This window comes from Croceitalea sp. W27 (genome assembly GCF_055693185.1).
This window is the reverse complement of record NZ_CM146327.1, coordinates 592,558-606,766: the sequence shown is the minus strand read 5'-3', so window position 1 is coordinate 606,766 and position 14,209 is coordinate 592,558. Positions and strand designations below refer to the sequence as shown.

The window sequence follows — 14,209 nt, the reverse complement described above, 5'->3', positions numbered from 1 at the left end:
AATGCTTACGGAAATATAAAATTTATTTATATCGACATTAACCCTTGCAGTGAAGCTTTTAATATCTAATGATTTTAGGATTGGAACTACTTCCTATTCAGAACTTTATATTCTTCATAACAGCTGCTGATGGCGTCTAAAATCTGAAGGTCGTTTGCTGTGGTGATAAATGATTTGGAGTAATTGCAGTTGTTCAAAATGTCATCAATGTCCATTTTTTCTATTTGTAATAACTCGGTGAGTGTTTCTCTGTCGAATTTAGATGCCAGCAAATTGCGAATATCGTCGTCTTGTTTCATTTGCTGCAACTTTCGCATTTGACGTGGTTTTTTACCAAAAAGATTGCGCAATAAATCTGCAGGATTTAAAATAGCACCAAGAACTTTTGTGACGGCACTAGGGTTTTTATTACCGGCCTCATAACTCTTATTAAGTCCCGAGATACTATACTGGTATGCATCGTTGATGGGAAGATTTTTCACATCGATTTCGAGATATCCTGTTAACTGGTATGGTCTTACCGTAACCCCCTCTAGCGCAAAGGCTAGTTCGGTCAAAGAAATTTTGGTATCCTCAAATTTGAACATATCATTGGTGACCTTGACTTTTTGAGGTTTAAAACCTAAATAGGTGAGGTACAGCGTATCGTTCACCGATGCTGTTATAGTAAATTCCCCTTTTTTATTGGTAATAGTTCCTTTTACTTTATTCAGGTTAATAACATGAACGCTTTCTAAAGGAAAATCAGTCTGAGCATTTATTACTGTAGCTTGAAGCTCTTGCTCCATTTCGTTTTCTTCTTGGGCAAAACCGACAAAGCAGCATAACACTAAAACAAGGGGTAAAAGTTTCTTCATGAAGCAATTTTCTCCGCTAAAAATACGAAACAAAGAAAATAAAGCTAAGATTATATAGACATTTTGGGAAGCTCTTAACTAATAGAACCCCTTATTCTTTTTACTCTTGCTTTTACCTCCACCGCTTTTACCACCTTTAAAAGAAGAATTACGGTCTTTTCTTCCGCCACCGCCAAAACCACCTTTTTTGCGGTCTCTTCTTCCACCTCCACTACCTCTGTTTCGTCCGCCACCGCGTCCACTGCCTCCAGGGTTCTTTGAAACTTCAACGTTGACAAAACGACCATCGACTTTAAAATCTGAAAAGGTTTCTAAAATAAGTGGGGTAAACTTAGCGTCTGTATTGAAAAAAGAGAAAGTATCCTTGGTATCTACCTTGTAGATATCATCTTTATCCAAATCTAAAGTATCTCTTAAAAAGTCTTTTAGAGACATCCAATCATAGTTGTCACGTTCACCAACATTAATGAAATAGCGAACTGAACCGTCTTTTGGAATTTCGCCGGAATCACGAGATTCACCACGCTCTCTTTTATTAGACCTGTCATCTGAATTAAGATCTCTTGTTTTGTTATAATACGTAAAGAAGCGTGTAAATTCTACAGAAACTATTTTTTTAATAAGTTCGTCTCTATCTATTCCTTCAAGAACATTATTGATGGCGGGTAGATAAACATCAATCTCTTCATTGACCTTGGTTTCTTTAATTTTGTTAACCAAGTGATACAGTTGAATTTCACAGATTTGTATCCCGGTAGGGATTTTCATCTCCAAGAATTCTTGTCCGATTTTGCGCTCAATAGCCTTGATTTTTCGCATTTCACTACGCGTAACAATAACCATTGAAATACCAGATTTTCCGGCCCTACCTGTACGACCACTTCTATGGGTATAGGTTTCGATTTCATCTGGTAATTGGTAATTTATAACGTGGGTAATATCATCTACATCAATACCACGCGCGGCTACATCTGTAGCCACAAGCATTTGTATTTGTTTTTTACGGAAGGAATTCATCACCAGGTCACGCTGATTTTGACTTAAGTCACCATGTAGTGCGCCAGCATTATAACCATCTTCTATCAACTTTTCAGCGACCCTTTGGGTATCGCGCTTTGTTCTGCAAAAAATAACCGAGAAGATGCCTGGATTGGCATCTGCCAAACGTTTCAATGCAGGGTAACGGTCACGGCCACTGACAACGTAATATTCATGCTGAACGGTGCTTGCACCAGAGTTTTTTGCACCAACCGTAATTTCTTTTGGGCTGTGCATAAACTTTTTGGCGATAGTAGAGACTTCTCTCGGCATGGTTGCCGAGAATAACCACGTAGATTTTTCTTTAGGAGTATTGGAGAGGATATCTTTAATGTCTTCAAAGAATCCCATATTTAACATTTCATCTGCTTCATCAAGAATACAGTAGTCTATTTTAGAAATATCGACCATACCTCGCCCGATCATATCTTTCATACGACCGGGAGTAGCTACAACAATCTGAGCTCCCTTTTTAATTTGTCTCGCTTGATCTGAAATACTTGCCCCTCCGTAAATGGCAACGATGTTAACTCCTTTTTCATATTTTGAATAGAGTTGCATCTCATTAGTAATCTGCAAGCATAGTTCTCTAGTAGGCGATAATATTAAGCCCTGGGTAGTTCTGCTTGCTGAATCAATTTTTTGAATAAGCGGAAAGCCAAAGGCGGCTGTTTTACCCGTGCCGGTCTGAGCCAAGGCGACTAGATCAGTATCATCTTCTAATAAAATTGGAATTGCTTTTTCTTGAACTTCGGAAGGATTTTCAAATCCTAAATCTGTAATAGCAGACAAAAGGGACTTTTGAAGCCCCAAACTTTCAAATTTTGACATAATATTTATAGTAATCGCAAATATGTGTGTTGAATAGAGCGATTGTTTCCTATAAACCGAGGCTCATGACAACACCTGCCATACCGGCGGCGTTAAATTTTCGGCAAAGGTACTGTTAATTAATTTGTTAACCAGTATTTATTCAAATTACCATGATTATGGCTTAACTACTTTGCAGAAAAGAAATAAGTTTTTGAATGGCCCTACCACGATGACTTATCTCATTTTTAATTGCCAAAGGTAATTCAGCAAAGGTTTTTTGATAGCCGTTAGGAATAAATACTGGGTCATAACCAAAGCCTTTTTCACCCCGCTTGTCTTTGGCAATAGTACCTTCTACAATTCCTTCAAAAATATAGGAGTTTGAATCTATGTTCAAGGCTATAGCGGTCTTAAAGTGGGCCTTTCTATTTTTATTGCCTTCGAGGTTAGAAAGTAGCTTATCCATATTGGCATTGGCGTCTTTTGTTAAACCACCATATCTAGCGGTATACACACCAGGTTCGCCGTTCAAAGCATCCACTAGAAGGCCTGTATCATCAGAAAAACAGTTATAACCATAGTTTCTGGAAACAAAATCTGCCTTTATTTTTGCGTTTTCTTTAAGTGTTTTTCCTGTTTCTTCGATTTCATCAAAGCAATCAATCATATCTAATGATAAAAGTTTAATGTGTTTCGGTATAAGCTTTAGTACCTCTTCAAATTTATTTTGATTGTGGGTGGCAAAAACCAATTCCATAAGTTCCAACTATAATTTGATTGCTAAAGTAGTATTTTAGGGCCATGAAATTTAAAATACCACCGGCGTTGGTTGCTTTGATTTTTGGATCAGCCCTTTTTTTACTGGCCAAATACCTGCCAGTAGGCGAGTTTGAGTTTTTTGGCCGTGAAATTTTGGCCTTCGTTGTGCTTGGTCTAGGCTTTTTGGTAGTTAGTATCGCCATCATCCAGTTTTATAGAAAAAAGACCACCGTAGATCCTTTGAATCCAGAAAAGGCCAATGTTTTGGTAACCAGTGGGATATTTCGGTTTACCAGAAACCCGATGTACTTGGGAATGTTACTTTTTTTGATTGCTTTTGCCTTGAAGTTAAGTAATGCATTCAATACCTTGATTTTGGCTGGTTTTGTGTACTACATGAACCATTTTCAGATTAAACAGGAGGAAGAAGCACTCCTCAAAATTTTTGGAAAAGACTATAAGCTTTATTTAAAATCAACAAGAAGGTGGTTTTAATGACTTTTGAAATGTCGAAAATATCATTTTCGTTTTTTTAGCCGCTTTTTAATGATGATATTTTAGTGTTTTTGACGAATTCTGAAACAAAACATTTTTTTTTAAAGGTTCAAATCCCCCGTTGGATTTAATGTTTATTTTTAGCCTTTAATTGTCAGCAATAATGGTTGAGGAAGGAAGGAAATACGTTTTTGATTTTGATAGTACTTTAACTCGTGTCGAAGCCCTGGATGTATTGGCGGAAATGACGCTTAGAAATAAAGCCAACAAAGATGAAGTACTAAAAGAAATACAAGATATTACCAATCTTGGTATTGATGGTGACATTTCTTTTACAGAGTCTTTGGAGCGCAGAATTAAGTTACTAAACGCCCATAAAGATGATTTAGAAGGCCTTGTTTCGGAATTAAAGCAGAAAATCTCCAAATCCATTGAGGAAAACAAAGAGTTTTTTCAAGAATATGCTGATGATATTTATGTGATCTCTTGTGGTTTTAAAGAGTTTATTGACCCCATTGTGGCAGCTTATGATATTCCTTCAGAACGTGTGTATGCCAATACCTTTAAGTTTGACGAAGATGGAAACATTGTAGGTTTTGATGAAACCAATGTACTCTCTTCGCATAATGGTAAGATTGAATGCTTAAAAACCTTGAACCTTGACGGTGAAGTTCAGGTTATTGGCGATGGGTATAGTGATTATGTCATGCGAGAGGCGGGTATAGCAGATAAGTTTTTCGCCTATACCGAAAACGTTCATCGTGAGAAAGCTACGGAAAATGCCGATTTTATTACTCCTAACCTTAATGAATTTTTATTTGTGAACGATTTACCAAGAAAAGTATCATACCCTAAAAACAGAATAAAAATTCTTTTGTTGGAAAATGTGCATCCAGATGCTTTTGAAAATCTATCGGAAGATGGTTTCTCTGTAGAATTGGTAAAGCATAGCATTCCTGAAGAGGAGCTTGTTGAGCGCATTAAAGGAGTACATGTACTGGGTATTCGTTCGAAGACTCAGGTGACCGAAAAAGTATTGGAAGCTGCCGATAAATTGTTGGCTGTTGGGGCTTTTTGTATTGGTACCACGCAAATCGCCTTAGAAGCGGCAAAAAAGAAAGGCGTAGTTGTTTTTAATGCACCATATAGTAATACCAGGTCGGTGGTAGAGTTGGCAATTGGCCAAATTATAATGCTAAAACGAAGCATATTTGCGCGAAGTTCTGAAATTCACAGGGGACAATGGTTTAAAACTGCATTGAACTCTCAAGAAGTACGAGGCAAGAATTTAGGAATTGTAGGTTATGGAAATATTGGCAAACAACTTTCTGTCTTGGCCGAAGCCATTGGTATGCGAGTATATTACTATGATGTCGCTGACCAATTAGCATTAGGAAACGCTATTAAATGTAGCTCACTGGAAGATTTATTGTCGGTTTCCGATGTGGTTACCCTTCATATCGATGACAACAAAGCAAATAAGAATTTTATAGGTGAACGAGAAATTAACCAAATGCGCGATGGGGCAATTCTAATAAATCTTGCTCGTGGTTTTGTTGTAGACATTCCGGCCTTGGCAAATGCACTTAAAAGCGGTAAGCTTGGAGGTGCCGCGGTTGATGTTTACCCAGAAGAGCCTAGGGCAAATGGTGAATTTACAACTGAATTGCAAGGTTTAGAAAATGTGATACTTACCCCTCATATTGGAGGAAGTACGGAAGAAGCACAGCGTGATATTGCCGACTTTGTGCCCAATAAAATTATGGATTATATTAATTCTGGTAACACGGTCGATGCTGTAAATTTCCCCAACATTCGATTACCAAAACAAAATAAGGCGCATCGTTTTCTACATATTCATAAGAATGTACCTGGCGTAATGGCAAAAATCAATGAGGTTTTGGCGAAATACGAAATGAATATTACCGGGCAGTATCTTTCTACAGACCCTGAGGTTGGTTATGTAATTTCAGATTTAGATAAAGAATATAACAAAGAAGTGATTAAGGCCTTAAAAAGTGTTGAACATACAATCAAATTTAGAGTTCTTTATTAGTAGAAGTAGAATTTAGTAGAACAGAAGACTTCCTCATTTAGTTAATCAAAACGCCCACCAAGTAATAGAATCCAACCCCGATATACAGTAACCCGACAACAAACCATATCCAATATTTAGCGTTTGAGACCTGAGCATTTTCATTCGCATTAGTTCTATTTTTTTTAGCTATCCAAACGAAGAATGCTCCAACAAGTATTATAAGTATAAATTTAATCATGATGGTAGGGTTCGTTTCTAAGAATGGTAAAGGCTCTATAGATTTGTTCGACAACAAATAAGCGTACCATTTGGTGCGAGAAGGTCATCTTTGAAAGACTTATTTTTTGGTTGGCTCTTGAGTATACCTCATCACTAAACCCATAAGGTCCGCCAATTGTAAAAATTAGTTTTTTAATTCCGCTGTTCATACGCTTTTGTAGGCCGTCAGCGAATTCTTTACTTGAAAATTGCTTTCCCTTTTCATCCAATACTACAAGAATGTCAGAAGTGGTGATTTTTTTGAGAATAAGCTCTCCTTCTTTCTGTTTTTGCTGTTCTTCCGATAGGTTTTTGGCATTTTTCAGGTCAGGAATAATGTCGAGCTCAAACTTAATGTAATGACCGAGTCTTTTTACGTAATCTGCAATTAAGTTTTGCAATTCCGTATTATCGGTTTTTCCTATGGCGATTAATTGTATGGTCACAGACTTTTATTATTTTTTCAAAAGTAGTATTTGTATGCGACACTGTTTTCGATTCCGTTTTTAGTATTTTAGCTCAAATTCGATTGCAACAATGATTTCAGAAAAACAATTTAATAAAGAACTGCAGTTAATTATTGCAAATGCCATTCGCGAAGACGTAGGTGACGGAGACCATAGTTCGTTAGCATGTATACCTGATTCCGCCACAGGTAAAGCTAAGCTTTTGGTTAAAGATACAGGTGTGATAGCAGGTATTGATTTTGCAAAACAAGTTTTTAAATATGTTGATGAAAATCTAAAAATTGAAGAACTTTTAAAAGATGGCGATATGGTGGAACACGGAGATATTGCTTTTTATGTCTCCGGAAGTTCACAAAGTATTTTAAAAGCGGAACGTTTGGTTTTAAATGCAATGCAGCGAATGAGCGCTATTGCCACTAAAACGAATTTTTTTGTAGGTCTTTTGAAAGGTACGGGCACCAAAATTTTAGATACCAGAAAGACAACTCCGGGTATTCGAGCTCTCGAAAAATGGGCCGTTAAGATTGGGGGAGGAGAAAATCATCGCTTCGCCTTATATGACATGATAATGTTGAAGGATAATCATATCGATTTTGCTGGCGGATTGACTAAAGCAATCAACAAGACCAAGGCTTACCTAAAGGAAACCGGAAGGGATTTAAAAATTATTGTTGAAGCTAGAAACTTAGGAGAAATAAAAGAGATTATAGCTTCTGAAGGGGTTTATAGAATTTTAATCGATAATTTTAATTACGAAGACACTCGAAAAGCCGTTGCTTTAATTAACGGCAAGTGTTTGACCGAGTCTTCTGGGGGTATTAATGAGAAAACCATTAGAGCTTATGCAGAATGTGGAGTAGACTATATTTCTTCTGGGGCCCTAACCCATTCAGTTTATAATATGGATCTTAGCTTAAAAGCCGTTTAAATGTCCGAATCCATTGAGCAAAGATTAGATAAAATCCCGGTTGTTAATTTACTGGTACGTTTACTTAAAAAGGTAAAACTACCTGCTTTCGAAGGTCTTTCGCTTTATGATTTAATTGAAATTTACATTGTGGGCATTGTTCAGGGCACCCTATCTACAAGGGCCAGTTCGATTGCTTTCAGTCTTTTTATGGCGCTTTTTCCGCTTATGATTTTTTTTGTTACCCTAATCCCCTTTGTGGTGCCTTACGTGAGTGCCGGAAATGAAGGTTTTGACGCTCAGTTCCTTATTTTTTTAGAATCTTTTCTGCCCTCTGCAACCAGTGATTATTTTAGTGATATCTATCAACAAATAAAGGACCAAAAAAGAGGAGGTCTTTTATCCTCAGCTTTTATCATCTCTATCTTTTTAGTGGCGAATGGAGTGAACGCCATATTTAGTGGGTTTGAAAATTCTTATCATATAGAATTGACGAGAAATTTTTTTAGGCAGTATATCTATGCTTTAATGGTGGGTCTTTTACTTTCAATTTTGTTGATAGTAGGGGCGGTTGTTTTTGTTTATGTTGAATTTTACGTTGTAGAGTACACTTCAGAATATTTTGGAAAGGCATATGGATATGATGTAAAAGAAGGTGATTACCTAGGTATACAGGTTGCAAAGGTTTTATTCTTTATGCTCTTTTCGTACATAACAACGGCCATACTTTATTATTTCGGAACCGTAGAAGGTAGAAAAGCTCGCTTTTTTTCAGCAGGCGCCTTAATGACTACACTTCTGTTCGTTTTAACCTCTTACTTATTCGGAGTTTATGTTGAAAAATTTGCCCGTTACAACGAATTGTATGGGGCTTTAGGAGGATTATTAATTTTAATGGTGTTTATTTGGCTTAATTCTAATATTCTGCTATTAGGATTTGAATTAAATGCAACATTGTCTTCTATGAGAAAAAGTGTTGCCAGAAACTTAAAAGAAGAAAAAATTGAGAATTAGACATTGTTTTAGCCTAGTAATAGTATGCCTTAATATTCAATTGCTTTTCTCACAAAGCATTGTGGGCAAATGGAGAACTATTGATGACAGAAACGGAATTACCAAAGCTATCGTAGAACTTTATAAAGAAGATGGTTTGTTGCAGGGCAGGGTGCTTAAAATATTGGAAAAAGGAAAGGAAAATGCCCTTTGCATTAAATGTGAAGGAGAATTGAAGGATAAACCCGTTGAGGGAATGCAGATTATTTTTTCATTCAAAGAGACCGATAAAGGGGTTTATAAGGGTAAAAAACTTTTTGACCCAGAACAAGCTATGACTTTTCGAGGCAAAATATGGCTAGACCCAGATGACCCGGATAAGTTGAAGGTCAGAGGTTATCTCGCTTTTTTATATCGCACACAAACTTGGCTTAGGTTTCAAGAATAGTTTAACATGGAACATTTTATAGACGTTGTGCTTCCCATTCCCTTGGAGAAGCTTTTTACCTATAAAATTTCTGAGCAGGAATCAGATTTTTTAAAAGTGGGTATGCGTGTTGCCGTTCCTTTTGGAAAATCAAAGATTTATACTGCTCTGGTCTACAGAATTCATAATTCCCCTCCTCAAGTTTATGAACCAAAGGAAATTCATCAAATTTTAGACGATAGGCCCATTGTTACCGCTGTTCAATTAAAACATTGGCAGTGGATAGCCGATTATTACATGTGTACCCTTGGGGAAGTAGTGCGCAGTGCTTTGCCTTCTGCCTTTTTATTGGAGAGTGAAACCTTAGTTTTGCCGAATAGAATAGAGGAAATTGACGAATCGCAATTAAAGGATGAGGAATTCTTGATTTTAGAAGCCCTTCGACATCAATCTGCCTTAAAAATTAGTGAGATTGTAGCTATTGTTGACCGGAAAAATGTACTTCCGTTTGTAAACAAACTTGTCGAAAAAAGAGCAATCCAGCTAAAAGAGGAGATTTACGAGCAGTACAAACCTAAATTGGTCAGGTATGTGCGTTTAGGCGAGGCGTATGATTCAGAAGAAAAATTAGAGGAATTACTGAACAGTTTGACAAGGGCTCCCAAACAAAGTCAGGTTGTACTTTCACTATTTTCATTACAGGCCAAAACAAAAAAACCTATTAAAGTTACAGACTTAGAGAAAGAGAGTGGAGGTTCAAAAGCCGTCATAAAATCCCTTATTGCTAAAGGAATTTTAGATGAGTATCAGATTAAAACAGATAGGGTTGGTTATGACGGTTCTGGTCAAATACAGGGGCAAATAAGCCTAAATAACGAGCAACAAAAAGCTTTTGAAACAATACAAAACAGTTTTCAAGACAATAAGGTTTGCCTGCTTTATGGGGTAACCTCTTCGGGTAAGACCGAGGTATACATTAAATTAATAGAGCAGGTTCTAAGTGAAGGTAAACAAGCTCTTTATCTACTGCCTGAAATTGCACTGACTTCGCAACTTATCAACCGGTTACAGGCTTATTTCGGAAATAAAGTAGCGGTTTACCATTCAAAATACAGTATACATGAACGTGTTGAGACTTGGAACAATGTATTAAATCACCAAGAGAAAGCCCAGATTGTGATAGGGGCAAGGTCTGCTTTGTTTTTACCTTTTTCTAAGCTAGGTCTTATCGTTGTTGACGAAGAACATGAGTCTTCATTTAAACAGTTCGACCCAGCTCCGCGTTATCATGCGAGAGACGCTGCCATAGTATTGGCAAATTTTCAGAATTGTAAATGTGTTCTGGGTTCTGCAACGCCAAGCATTGAAAGCTATAAAAACGCAAAAAAAGGCAAATATGGTCTGGCAGAAATGAAGCAGCGCTATGGCAGTGTTTTGATGCCAGAGATAGAATTGGTCGATATTAAGGAGGCTACCCGTAAAAAACGTATGAAAGGTCATTTTTCGGAACGTTTACAAGAAACGATATCGGAAGCGCTAAATGAAGGTGAGCAAATAATACTATTTCAAAATAGACGTGGTTTTGCGCCGATTATAGAATGTACCGCTTGTGGTCATTCATCGCAGTGTCCGAACTGTGATGTGAGTTTGACCTATCATCAGTTCAAGAATCAACTTAGATGCCATTATTGCGGTTATTATATGGCTCTACAATTGGCCTGTGAAGCTTGTGGTAATAGTACTTTAGATAAAAAGGGATTTGGAACGGAACAAGTGCAGCAAGAATTAGAGCTACTTTTTCCTGAAGCTAAAGTAGGTCGTATGGATTTGGATACTACCCGTGGTAAATACGCTTATGAAAAGATAATTACTTCTTTTGAACAGCAAGAAATGGATATTTTGGTAGGTACTCAAATGGTTACCAAAGGGCTTGATTTTAGAAATGTAAGCCTTGTCGGTATCATGAACGCCGATAGTTTGCTGAATTTTCCAGATTATAGAGCGCACGAGCGCAGTTTTCAATTATTGACCCAAGTTGCAGGTAGGGCAGGACGGACAAAAAAGAGAGGTAAGGTTTTAATACAGACCTATAACCCCTATCACCAAATATTACAGCAAGTATCCAGTACGGATTATGAAAAAATGTATGAAGAACAGATTTACGAACGCGAACAGTATAACTACCCACCAGAGCTAAGAATCATCAAAATTACCCTTAAAGACAAAGATTACAACAAACTGAACGAAGCTTCGCAATGGTTTGCAAACTCTTTAAGAAATGTGTTAAAAGACACTGTTTTAGGCCCTGAATTTCCAGTAGTTTCAAGAATTAGACGCTTGTATCTTAAGAACATCATTTTAAAGGTGCAAAAAGAAAAGCCGGTGGCCCAAACAAAAAATAGCATTAAAAGAATTGAAAAGTCTTTTAATGCTATTTCACAATATAAGAGTGTTAAGGTAATCTACAATGTAGACCACATTTAACTATACGTTTGCCAGTGCTTCTGCAAGCTCTGTCTTTTTGTTTCTGCTTAAAGGTATCTGTCTTCCCCCCACTTCAACATTCTTACTGTTGAATTTCTCGATTTTCTCAAGATTAACAATATAAGATTTGTGTATTCTTAAGAACTTTTCGGCAGGCAATTGCTGCTCAAAAGATTTCATTGTTGAAAGAATAACAATATTGGCTTCATCGGTAACTAATTTTATATAATCACCAAGGGCTTCTATCCATTTGATATCATTAAGGATAACCTTACGTTTTTTGAGGTTGCTCTTTACAAAGATATGCTCCTCATCTTCATCAACTCTGTGGATTTGCTCGTATTTTGACACTGCTCTTTTAACAGAGGCTTCAAAACGCGCAAGTGTAATAGGTTTGTGTAGGTAATCGGTAACATCGTAATCGAATGCTCTTAGCGCATAATCCGGTTTACCGGTGATTAAAATTACCTGAGGTGGATTCTCCAAAGCTTCCAATAAGTCAAAACCACTAATAATAGGCATTTCAACGTCTAAGAAGATTAAGTCAACCTCATTATTCTTGAGGCCGTTTTTGGCTTCGATAGCGTTGCTGTACTCTGCCACTAATGCAAGATGTGGGTGATTGTTGACTAACTTCGCGACAGCCATACGCTGCATGGAGGAGTCATCTACAATAATACTTTTTAGTTTCATAAATGGGGTGATTTGTGGGGTTAAATCATCGGCAAATTACATAAAAAACACGATGAGATGCAACAAAAGATGTAAACATTGCATAATCTGTTGTGTAATTGGTAATAGACGTGATGTAGGGTTGTTTATGGTTCAAATTGTTAATAACTGTTATTGATATGTTTGCACTTATAACGAACATTTTTTAGATTTCTTGTGAATAGAAACAATTATGTTTACTTTTGCGCTCCTTAAATAAATATATAATATGAACCATTACGAAACTGTTTTCATTTTGAATCCCGTTTTATCTGATACTCAGATAGAGGAAACAGTTAAGAAATTTGAAGATTTCTTAATTAAGAGTGGTGCCAAAATGGTAGCCAAAGAAAATTGGGGGCTTAAAAAATTAGCCTATCCAATACAGAACAAGAAAAGTGGATTTTACCACTTATTCGAATTTGCAGCTCCAGGTGAGGCCATAGGTCCTTACGAGTTAGAATTTAGAAGAGATGAGCGTATTATGCGTTTCTTGACTGTAAAACTTGACAAGCACGCGGTTGCTTGGGCAGAGAGAAGAAGAACAAAACTTAAAACTAAGGCGTAACCATGTCAACATTACAACAACAAGCAAAATCAAAAAAGGATGGCGAGATTAGATATCTTACTCCTTTAAATATAGAGACGTCAAAACAAAAGAAGTATTGCCGTTTTAAAAAGTCTGGCATTAAGTACATCGATTACAAAGATCCAGATTTCTTAATGAAGTTGGTTAATGAACAAGGTAAACTTTTACCAAGAAGATTAACAGGTACTTCATTAAAGTATCAAAGAAAAGTTGCACAAGCGGTAAAGCGTGCACGTCATTTGGCATTGATGCCATACGTAGGTGATATGTTAAAATAATAAAGACGGAAAAATGGAACTTATATTAAAACAAGATGTACAAGATTTAGGTTTTAAGGATGATTTGGTTACCGTTAAAAACGGCTACGGAAGAAACTTCTTAATTCCACAAGGTTTAGCTGCATTGGCTACTCCGTCAGCTAAAAAAGTTTTAGCAGAAAATTTAAAGCAGCGTGCCCACAAAGAGAAAAAGGTAATCGATGAGGCACAAAAAGTTGCCAATGCTCTTAAAGAGTTAGAGATCAAGATTCCAGCAAAGACAGGTGCTGGCGATAAATTGTTTGGATCGGTAACAAGCATAGATTTAGCTGTAGCTCTTGACAAGTCTGGCCAAGCTATTGATAAAAAGTTTATCAGTATTCAAGGTGGTACCGTTAAAAGAGTAGGACCTTATAATGCGCAGATAAGATTACACAGAGAAGTTATTGTTGATTTCCCTTTTGAAGTTATCGCAGAAGCAAAATAATTCTCTTTTAGAGTATTAATGTATAAAGAGCTATGTTTTTCATAGCTCTTTTTTAGTTTACAGAAATGAAATACAGAAGATTATCTAAAGAACAGTTAGAAGAACTACACCCTGAATTTATTAACTTTTTAGCAACACAATCTATTACAGCAGATGAATGGGCCCAAATAAAAGCAAACAAGCCCGAGGTTGCAGAAGAAGAGTTGGACGTATTCAGTGACTTGGTATGGGAAGGTGTGCTTACCAAAGTCAAGTACCTAGAGAACATTTCAGAATTACAAATGCATCTCTTTGCCCTTACCGAAAAAGAAATGAAACTCCTTTCGGTAAAAGTGCTTAATCCAGAAATCGATTTGCGCACGAAAATCGGTTTTGACTGGTTTAAAAGAAACTTTCAGTCAGATTTCGTAGAGTACTTAACCGCATCAAAAGCATATTCTGAAGATAAAAACTTAGATAAATTTAATTTAATACAGCAAGGTGCCGTAATCACAAAAGGTGAGCTATACCAGTGGTTTGAGAACATTATAGATGTGAGTCCTACATAAAAAACCTTTTGTTTTGCTCTAGCATCATTTCAAAAAATACATTGCTTGGTTAAATATTGATGCCAAGATGTATTCACCTCG

At 36.7% G+C, this 14,209-nt stretch carries 15 protein-coding genes; 10 read left to right on the top strand and 5 right to left on the bottom strand.

Annotated elements, in window-relative coordinates:
• Positions 1–86: 86 nt before the first annotated feature.
• The 3 genes from ACZ1GR_RS02830 to ACZ1GR_RS02820 form a co-directional block, all read right to left on the bottom strand.
• The gene (locus tag ACZ1GR_RS02830; protein WP_377766445.1) at positions 87–857 is read right to left on the bottom strand and encodes a carboxypeptidase-like regulatory domain-containing protein; all 771 of its coding nucleotides are present in this window, start codon (positions 855–857) and stop codon (positions 87–89) included.
• A 78-nt stretch (positions 858–935) separates the two neighbouring features.
• Entirely contained in the window at positions 936–2,726 is a 1,791-nt protein-coding gene (locus ACZ1GR_RS02825) for a DEAD/DEAH box helicase (protein ID WP_472610737.1), read from the bottom strand.
• Positions 2,727–2,889: 163 nt separating this feature from the next.
• The gene (locus ACZ1GR_RS02820) at positions 2,890–3,465 is read right to left on the bottom strand and encodes a non-canonical purine NTP diphosphatase (protein WP_472610736.1); all 576 of its coding nucleotides are present in this window, start codon (positions 3,463–3,465) and stop codon (positions 2,890–2,892) included.
• Positions 3,466–3,509: 44 nt separating this feature from the next.
• Between ACZ1GR_RS02820 and ACZ1GR_RS02815 the strand changes: the two genes are divergently transcribed.
• Together ACZ1GR_RS02815 and serA are read left to right on the top strand one after the other, a co-directional pair.
• The gene (locus tag ACZ1GR_RS02815; protein ID WP_472610735.1) at positions 3,510–3,962 is read left to right on the top strand and encodes a methyltransferase family protein; all 453 of its coding nucleotides are present in this window, start codon (positions 3,510–3,512) and stop codon (positions 3,960–3,962) included.
• Positions 3,963–4,125: 163 nt separating this feature from the next.
• Positions 4,126–6,018, top strand: a complete 1,893-nt coding sequence (gene serA, locus ACZ1GR_RS02810) for a phosphoglycerate dehydrogenase (RefSeq protein ID WP_377766441.1) — start codon at positions 4,126–4,128, stop codon at positions 6,016–6,018.
• Positions 6,019–6,230: 212 nt separating this feature from the next.
• Here the strand turns inward: serA and rlmH are convergent, their stop codons facing one another.
• Positions 6,231–6,704 (bottom strand): 23S rRNA (pseudouridine(1915)-N(3))-methyltransferase RlmH, encoded by a 474-nt coding sequence (rlmH, locus tag ACZ1GR_RS02805; RefSeq protein ID WP_472610734.1) that lies wholly within the window; start codon positions 6,702–6,704, stop codon positions 6,231–6,233.
• 91 nt (positions 6,705–6,795) lie between these two features.
• On the opposite strand from rlmH, the gene nadC reads away from it, so the two are divergent.
• The 4 genes from nadC to priA are packed head-to-tail and all read left to right on the top strand — an operon-like array spanning position 6,796 to position 11,536.
• On the top strand, positions 6,796–7,653 hold the full coding sequence (gene nadC, locus ACZ1GR_RS02800; protein ID WP_472610733.1) for a carboxylating nicotinate-nucleotide diphosphorylase: 858 nt from the start codon (positions 6,796–6,798) through the stop codon (positions 7,651–7,653).
• Complete coding sequence (locus tag ACZ1GR_RS02795; protein ID WP_472610732.1) at positions 7,654–8,646, top strand: YihY/virulence factor BrkB family protein; 993 nt, start codon at positions 7,654–7,656, stop codon at positions 8,644–8,646.
• Positions 8,636–9,073: a DUF2147 domain-containing protein gene (locus ACZ1GR_RS02790; protein WP_472610731.1), complete on the top strand. Its 438-nt coding sequence runs from the start codon at positions 8,636–8,638 to the stop codon at positions 9,071–9,073. Before ACZ1GR_RS02795 ends, ACZ1GR_RS02790 begins: the two co-directional genes overlap by 11 nt.
• Before the next feature lie 6 nt (positions 9,074–9,079).
• A complete protein-coding gene (priA, locus tag ACZ1GR_RS02785; RefSeq protein WP_472610730.1) occupies positions 9,080–11,536 on the top strand; it encodes a replication restart helicase PriA in 2,457 nt (818 codons plus the stop codon).
• Here the strand turns inward: priA and ACZ1GR_RS02780 are convergent, their stop codons facing one another.
• Entirely contained in the window at positions 11,537–12,229 is a 693-nt protein-coding gene (locus ACZ1GR_RS02780) for a LytR/AlgR family response regulator transcription factor (RefSeq protein ID WP_377766434.1), read from the bottom strand.
• Between the two features lie 247 nt (positions 12,230–12,476).
• Here ACZ1GR_RS02780 and rpsF point away from each other — a divergent pair, with 247 nt between their 5' ends.
• From rpsF to ACZ1GR_RS02760, 4 genes are all read left to right on the top strand, one after another.
• The gene (gene rpsF / locus ACZ1GR_RS02775; protein WP_377766433.1) at positions 12,477–12,815 is read left to right on the top strand and encodes a 30S ribosomal protein S6; all 339 of its coding nucleotides are present in this window, start codon (positions 12,477–12,479) and stop codon (positions 12,813–12,815) included.
• Between the two features lie 2 nt (positions 12,816–12,817).
• Positions 12,818–13,114: a 30S ribosomal protein S18 gene (gene rpsR / locus ACZ1GR_RS02770; protein WP_377766432.1), complete on the top strand. Its 297-nt coding sequence runs from the start codon at positions 12,818–12,820 to the stop codon at positions 13,112–13,114.
• Positions 13,115–13,127: 13 nt separating this feature from the next.
• The gene (gene rplI / locus ACZ1GR_RS02765) at positions 13,128–13,580 is read left to right on the top strand and encodes a 50S ribosomal protein L9 (protein ID WP_472610729.1); all 453 of its coding nucleotides are present in this window, start codon (positions 13,128–13,130) and stop codon (positions 13,578–13,580) included.
• 65 nt (positions 13,581–13,645) lie between these two features.
• Complete coding sequence (locus ACZ1GR_RS02760; protein WP_472610728.1) at positions 13,646–14,128, top strand: DUF6495 family protein; 483 nt, start codon at positions 13,646–13,648, stop codon at positions 14,126–14,128.
• Positions 14,129–14,209 lie beyond the last annotated feature (81 nt).

Coding starts and splice junctions, on each gene's coding strand:
- serA (WP_377766441.1), top strand. CDS start 4,126: ATGGTTGAGGAAGGAAGGAAATACGTTTTTGATTTTGATAGTACTTTA.
- ACZ1GR_RS02815 (WP_472610735.1), top strand. CDS start 3,510: ATGAAATTTAAAATACCACCGGCGTTGGTTGCTTTGATTTTTGGATCA.
- ACZ1GR_RS02760 (WP_472610728.1), top strand. CDS start 13,646: ATGAAATACAGAAGATTATCTAAAGAACAGTTAGAAGAACTACACCCT.
- rpsR (WP_377766432.1), top strand. CDS start 12,818: ATGTCAACATTACAACAACAAGCAAAATCAAAAAAGGATGGCGAGATT.
- ACZ1GR_RS02825 (WP_472610737.1), bottom strand. CDS start 2,726: ATGTCAAAATTTGAAAGTTTGGGGCTTCAAAAGTCCCTTTTGTCTGCT.
- ACZ1GR_RS02820 (WP_472610736.1), bottom strand. CDS start 3,465: ATGGAATTGGTTTTTGCCACCCACAATCAAAATAAATTTGAAGAGGTA.
- nadC (WP_472610733.1), top strand. CDS start 6,796: ATGATTTCAGAAAAACAATTTAATAAAGAACTGCAGTTAATTATTGCA.
- rpsF (WP_377766433.1), top strand. CDS start 12,477: ATGAACCATTACGAAACTGTTTTCATTTTGAATCCCGTTTTATCTGAT.
- ACZ1GR_RS02830 (WP_377766445.1), bottom strand. CDS start 857: ATGAAGAAACTTTTACCCCTTGTTTTAGTGTTATGCTGCTTTGTCGGT.
- ACZ1GR_RS02795 (WP_472610732.1), top strand. CDS start 7,654: ATGTCCGAATCCATTGAGCAAAGATTAGATAAAATCCCGGTTGTTAAT.
- ACZ1GR_RS02780 (WP_377766434.1), bottom strand. CDS start 12,229: ATGAAACTAAAAAGTATTATTGTAGATGACTCCTCCATGCAGCGTATG.
- priA (WP_472610730.1), top strand. CDS start 9,080: ATGGAACATTTTATAGACGTTGTGCTTCCCATTCCCTTGGAGAAGCTT.
- rplI (WP_472610729.1), top strand. CDS start 13,128: ATGGAACTTATATTAAAACAAGATGTACAAGATTTAGGTTTTAAGGAT.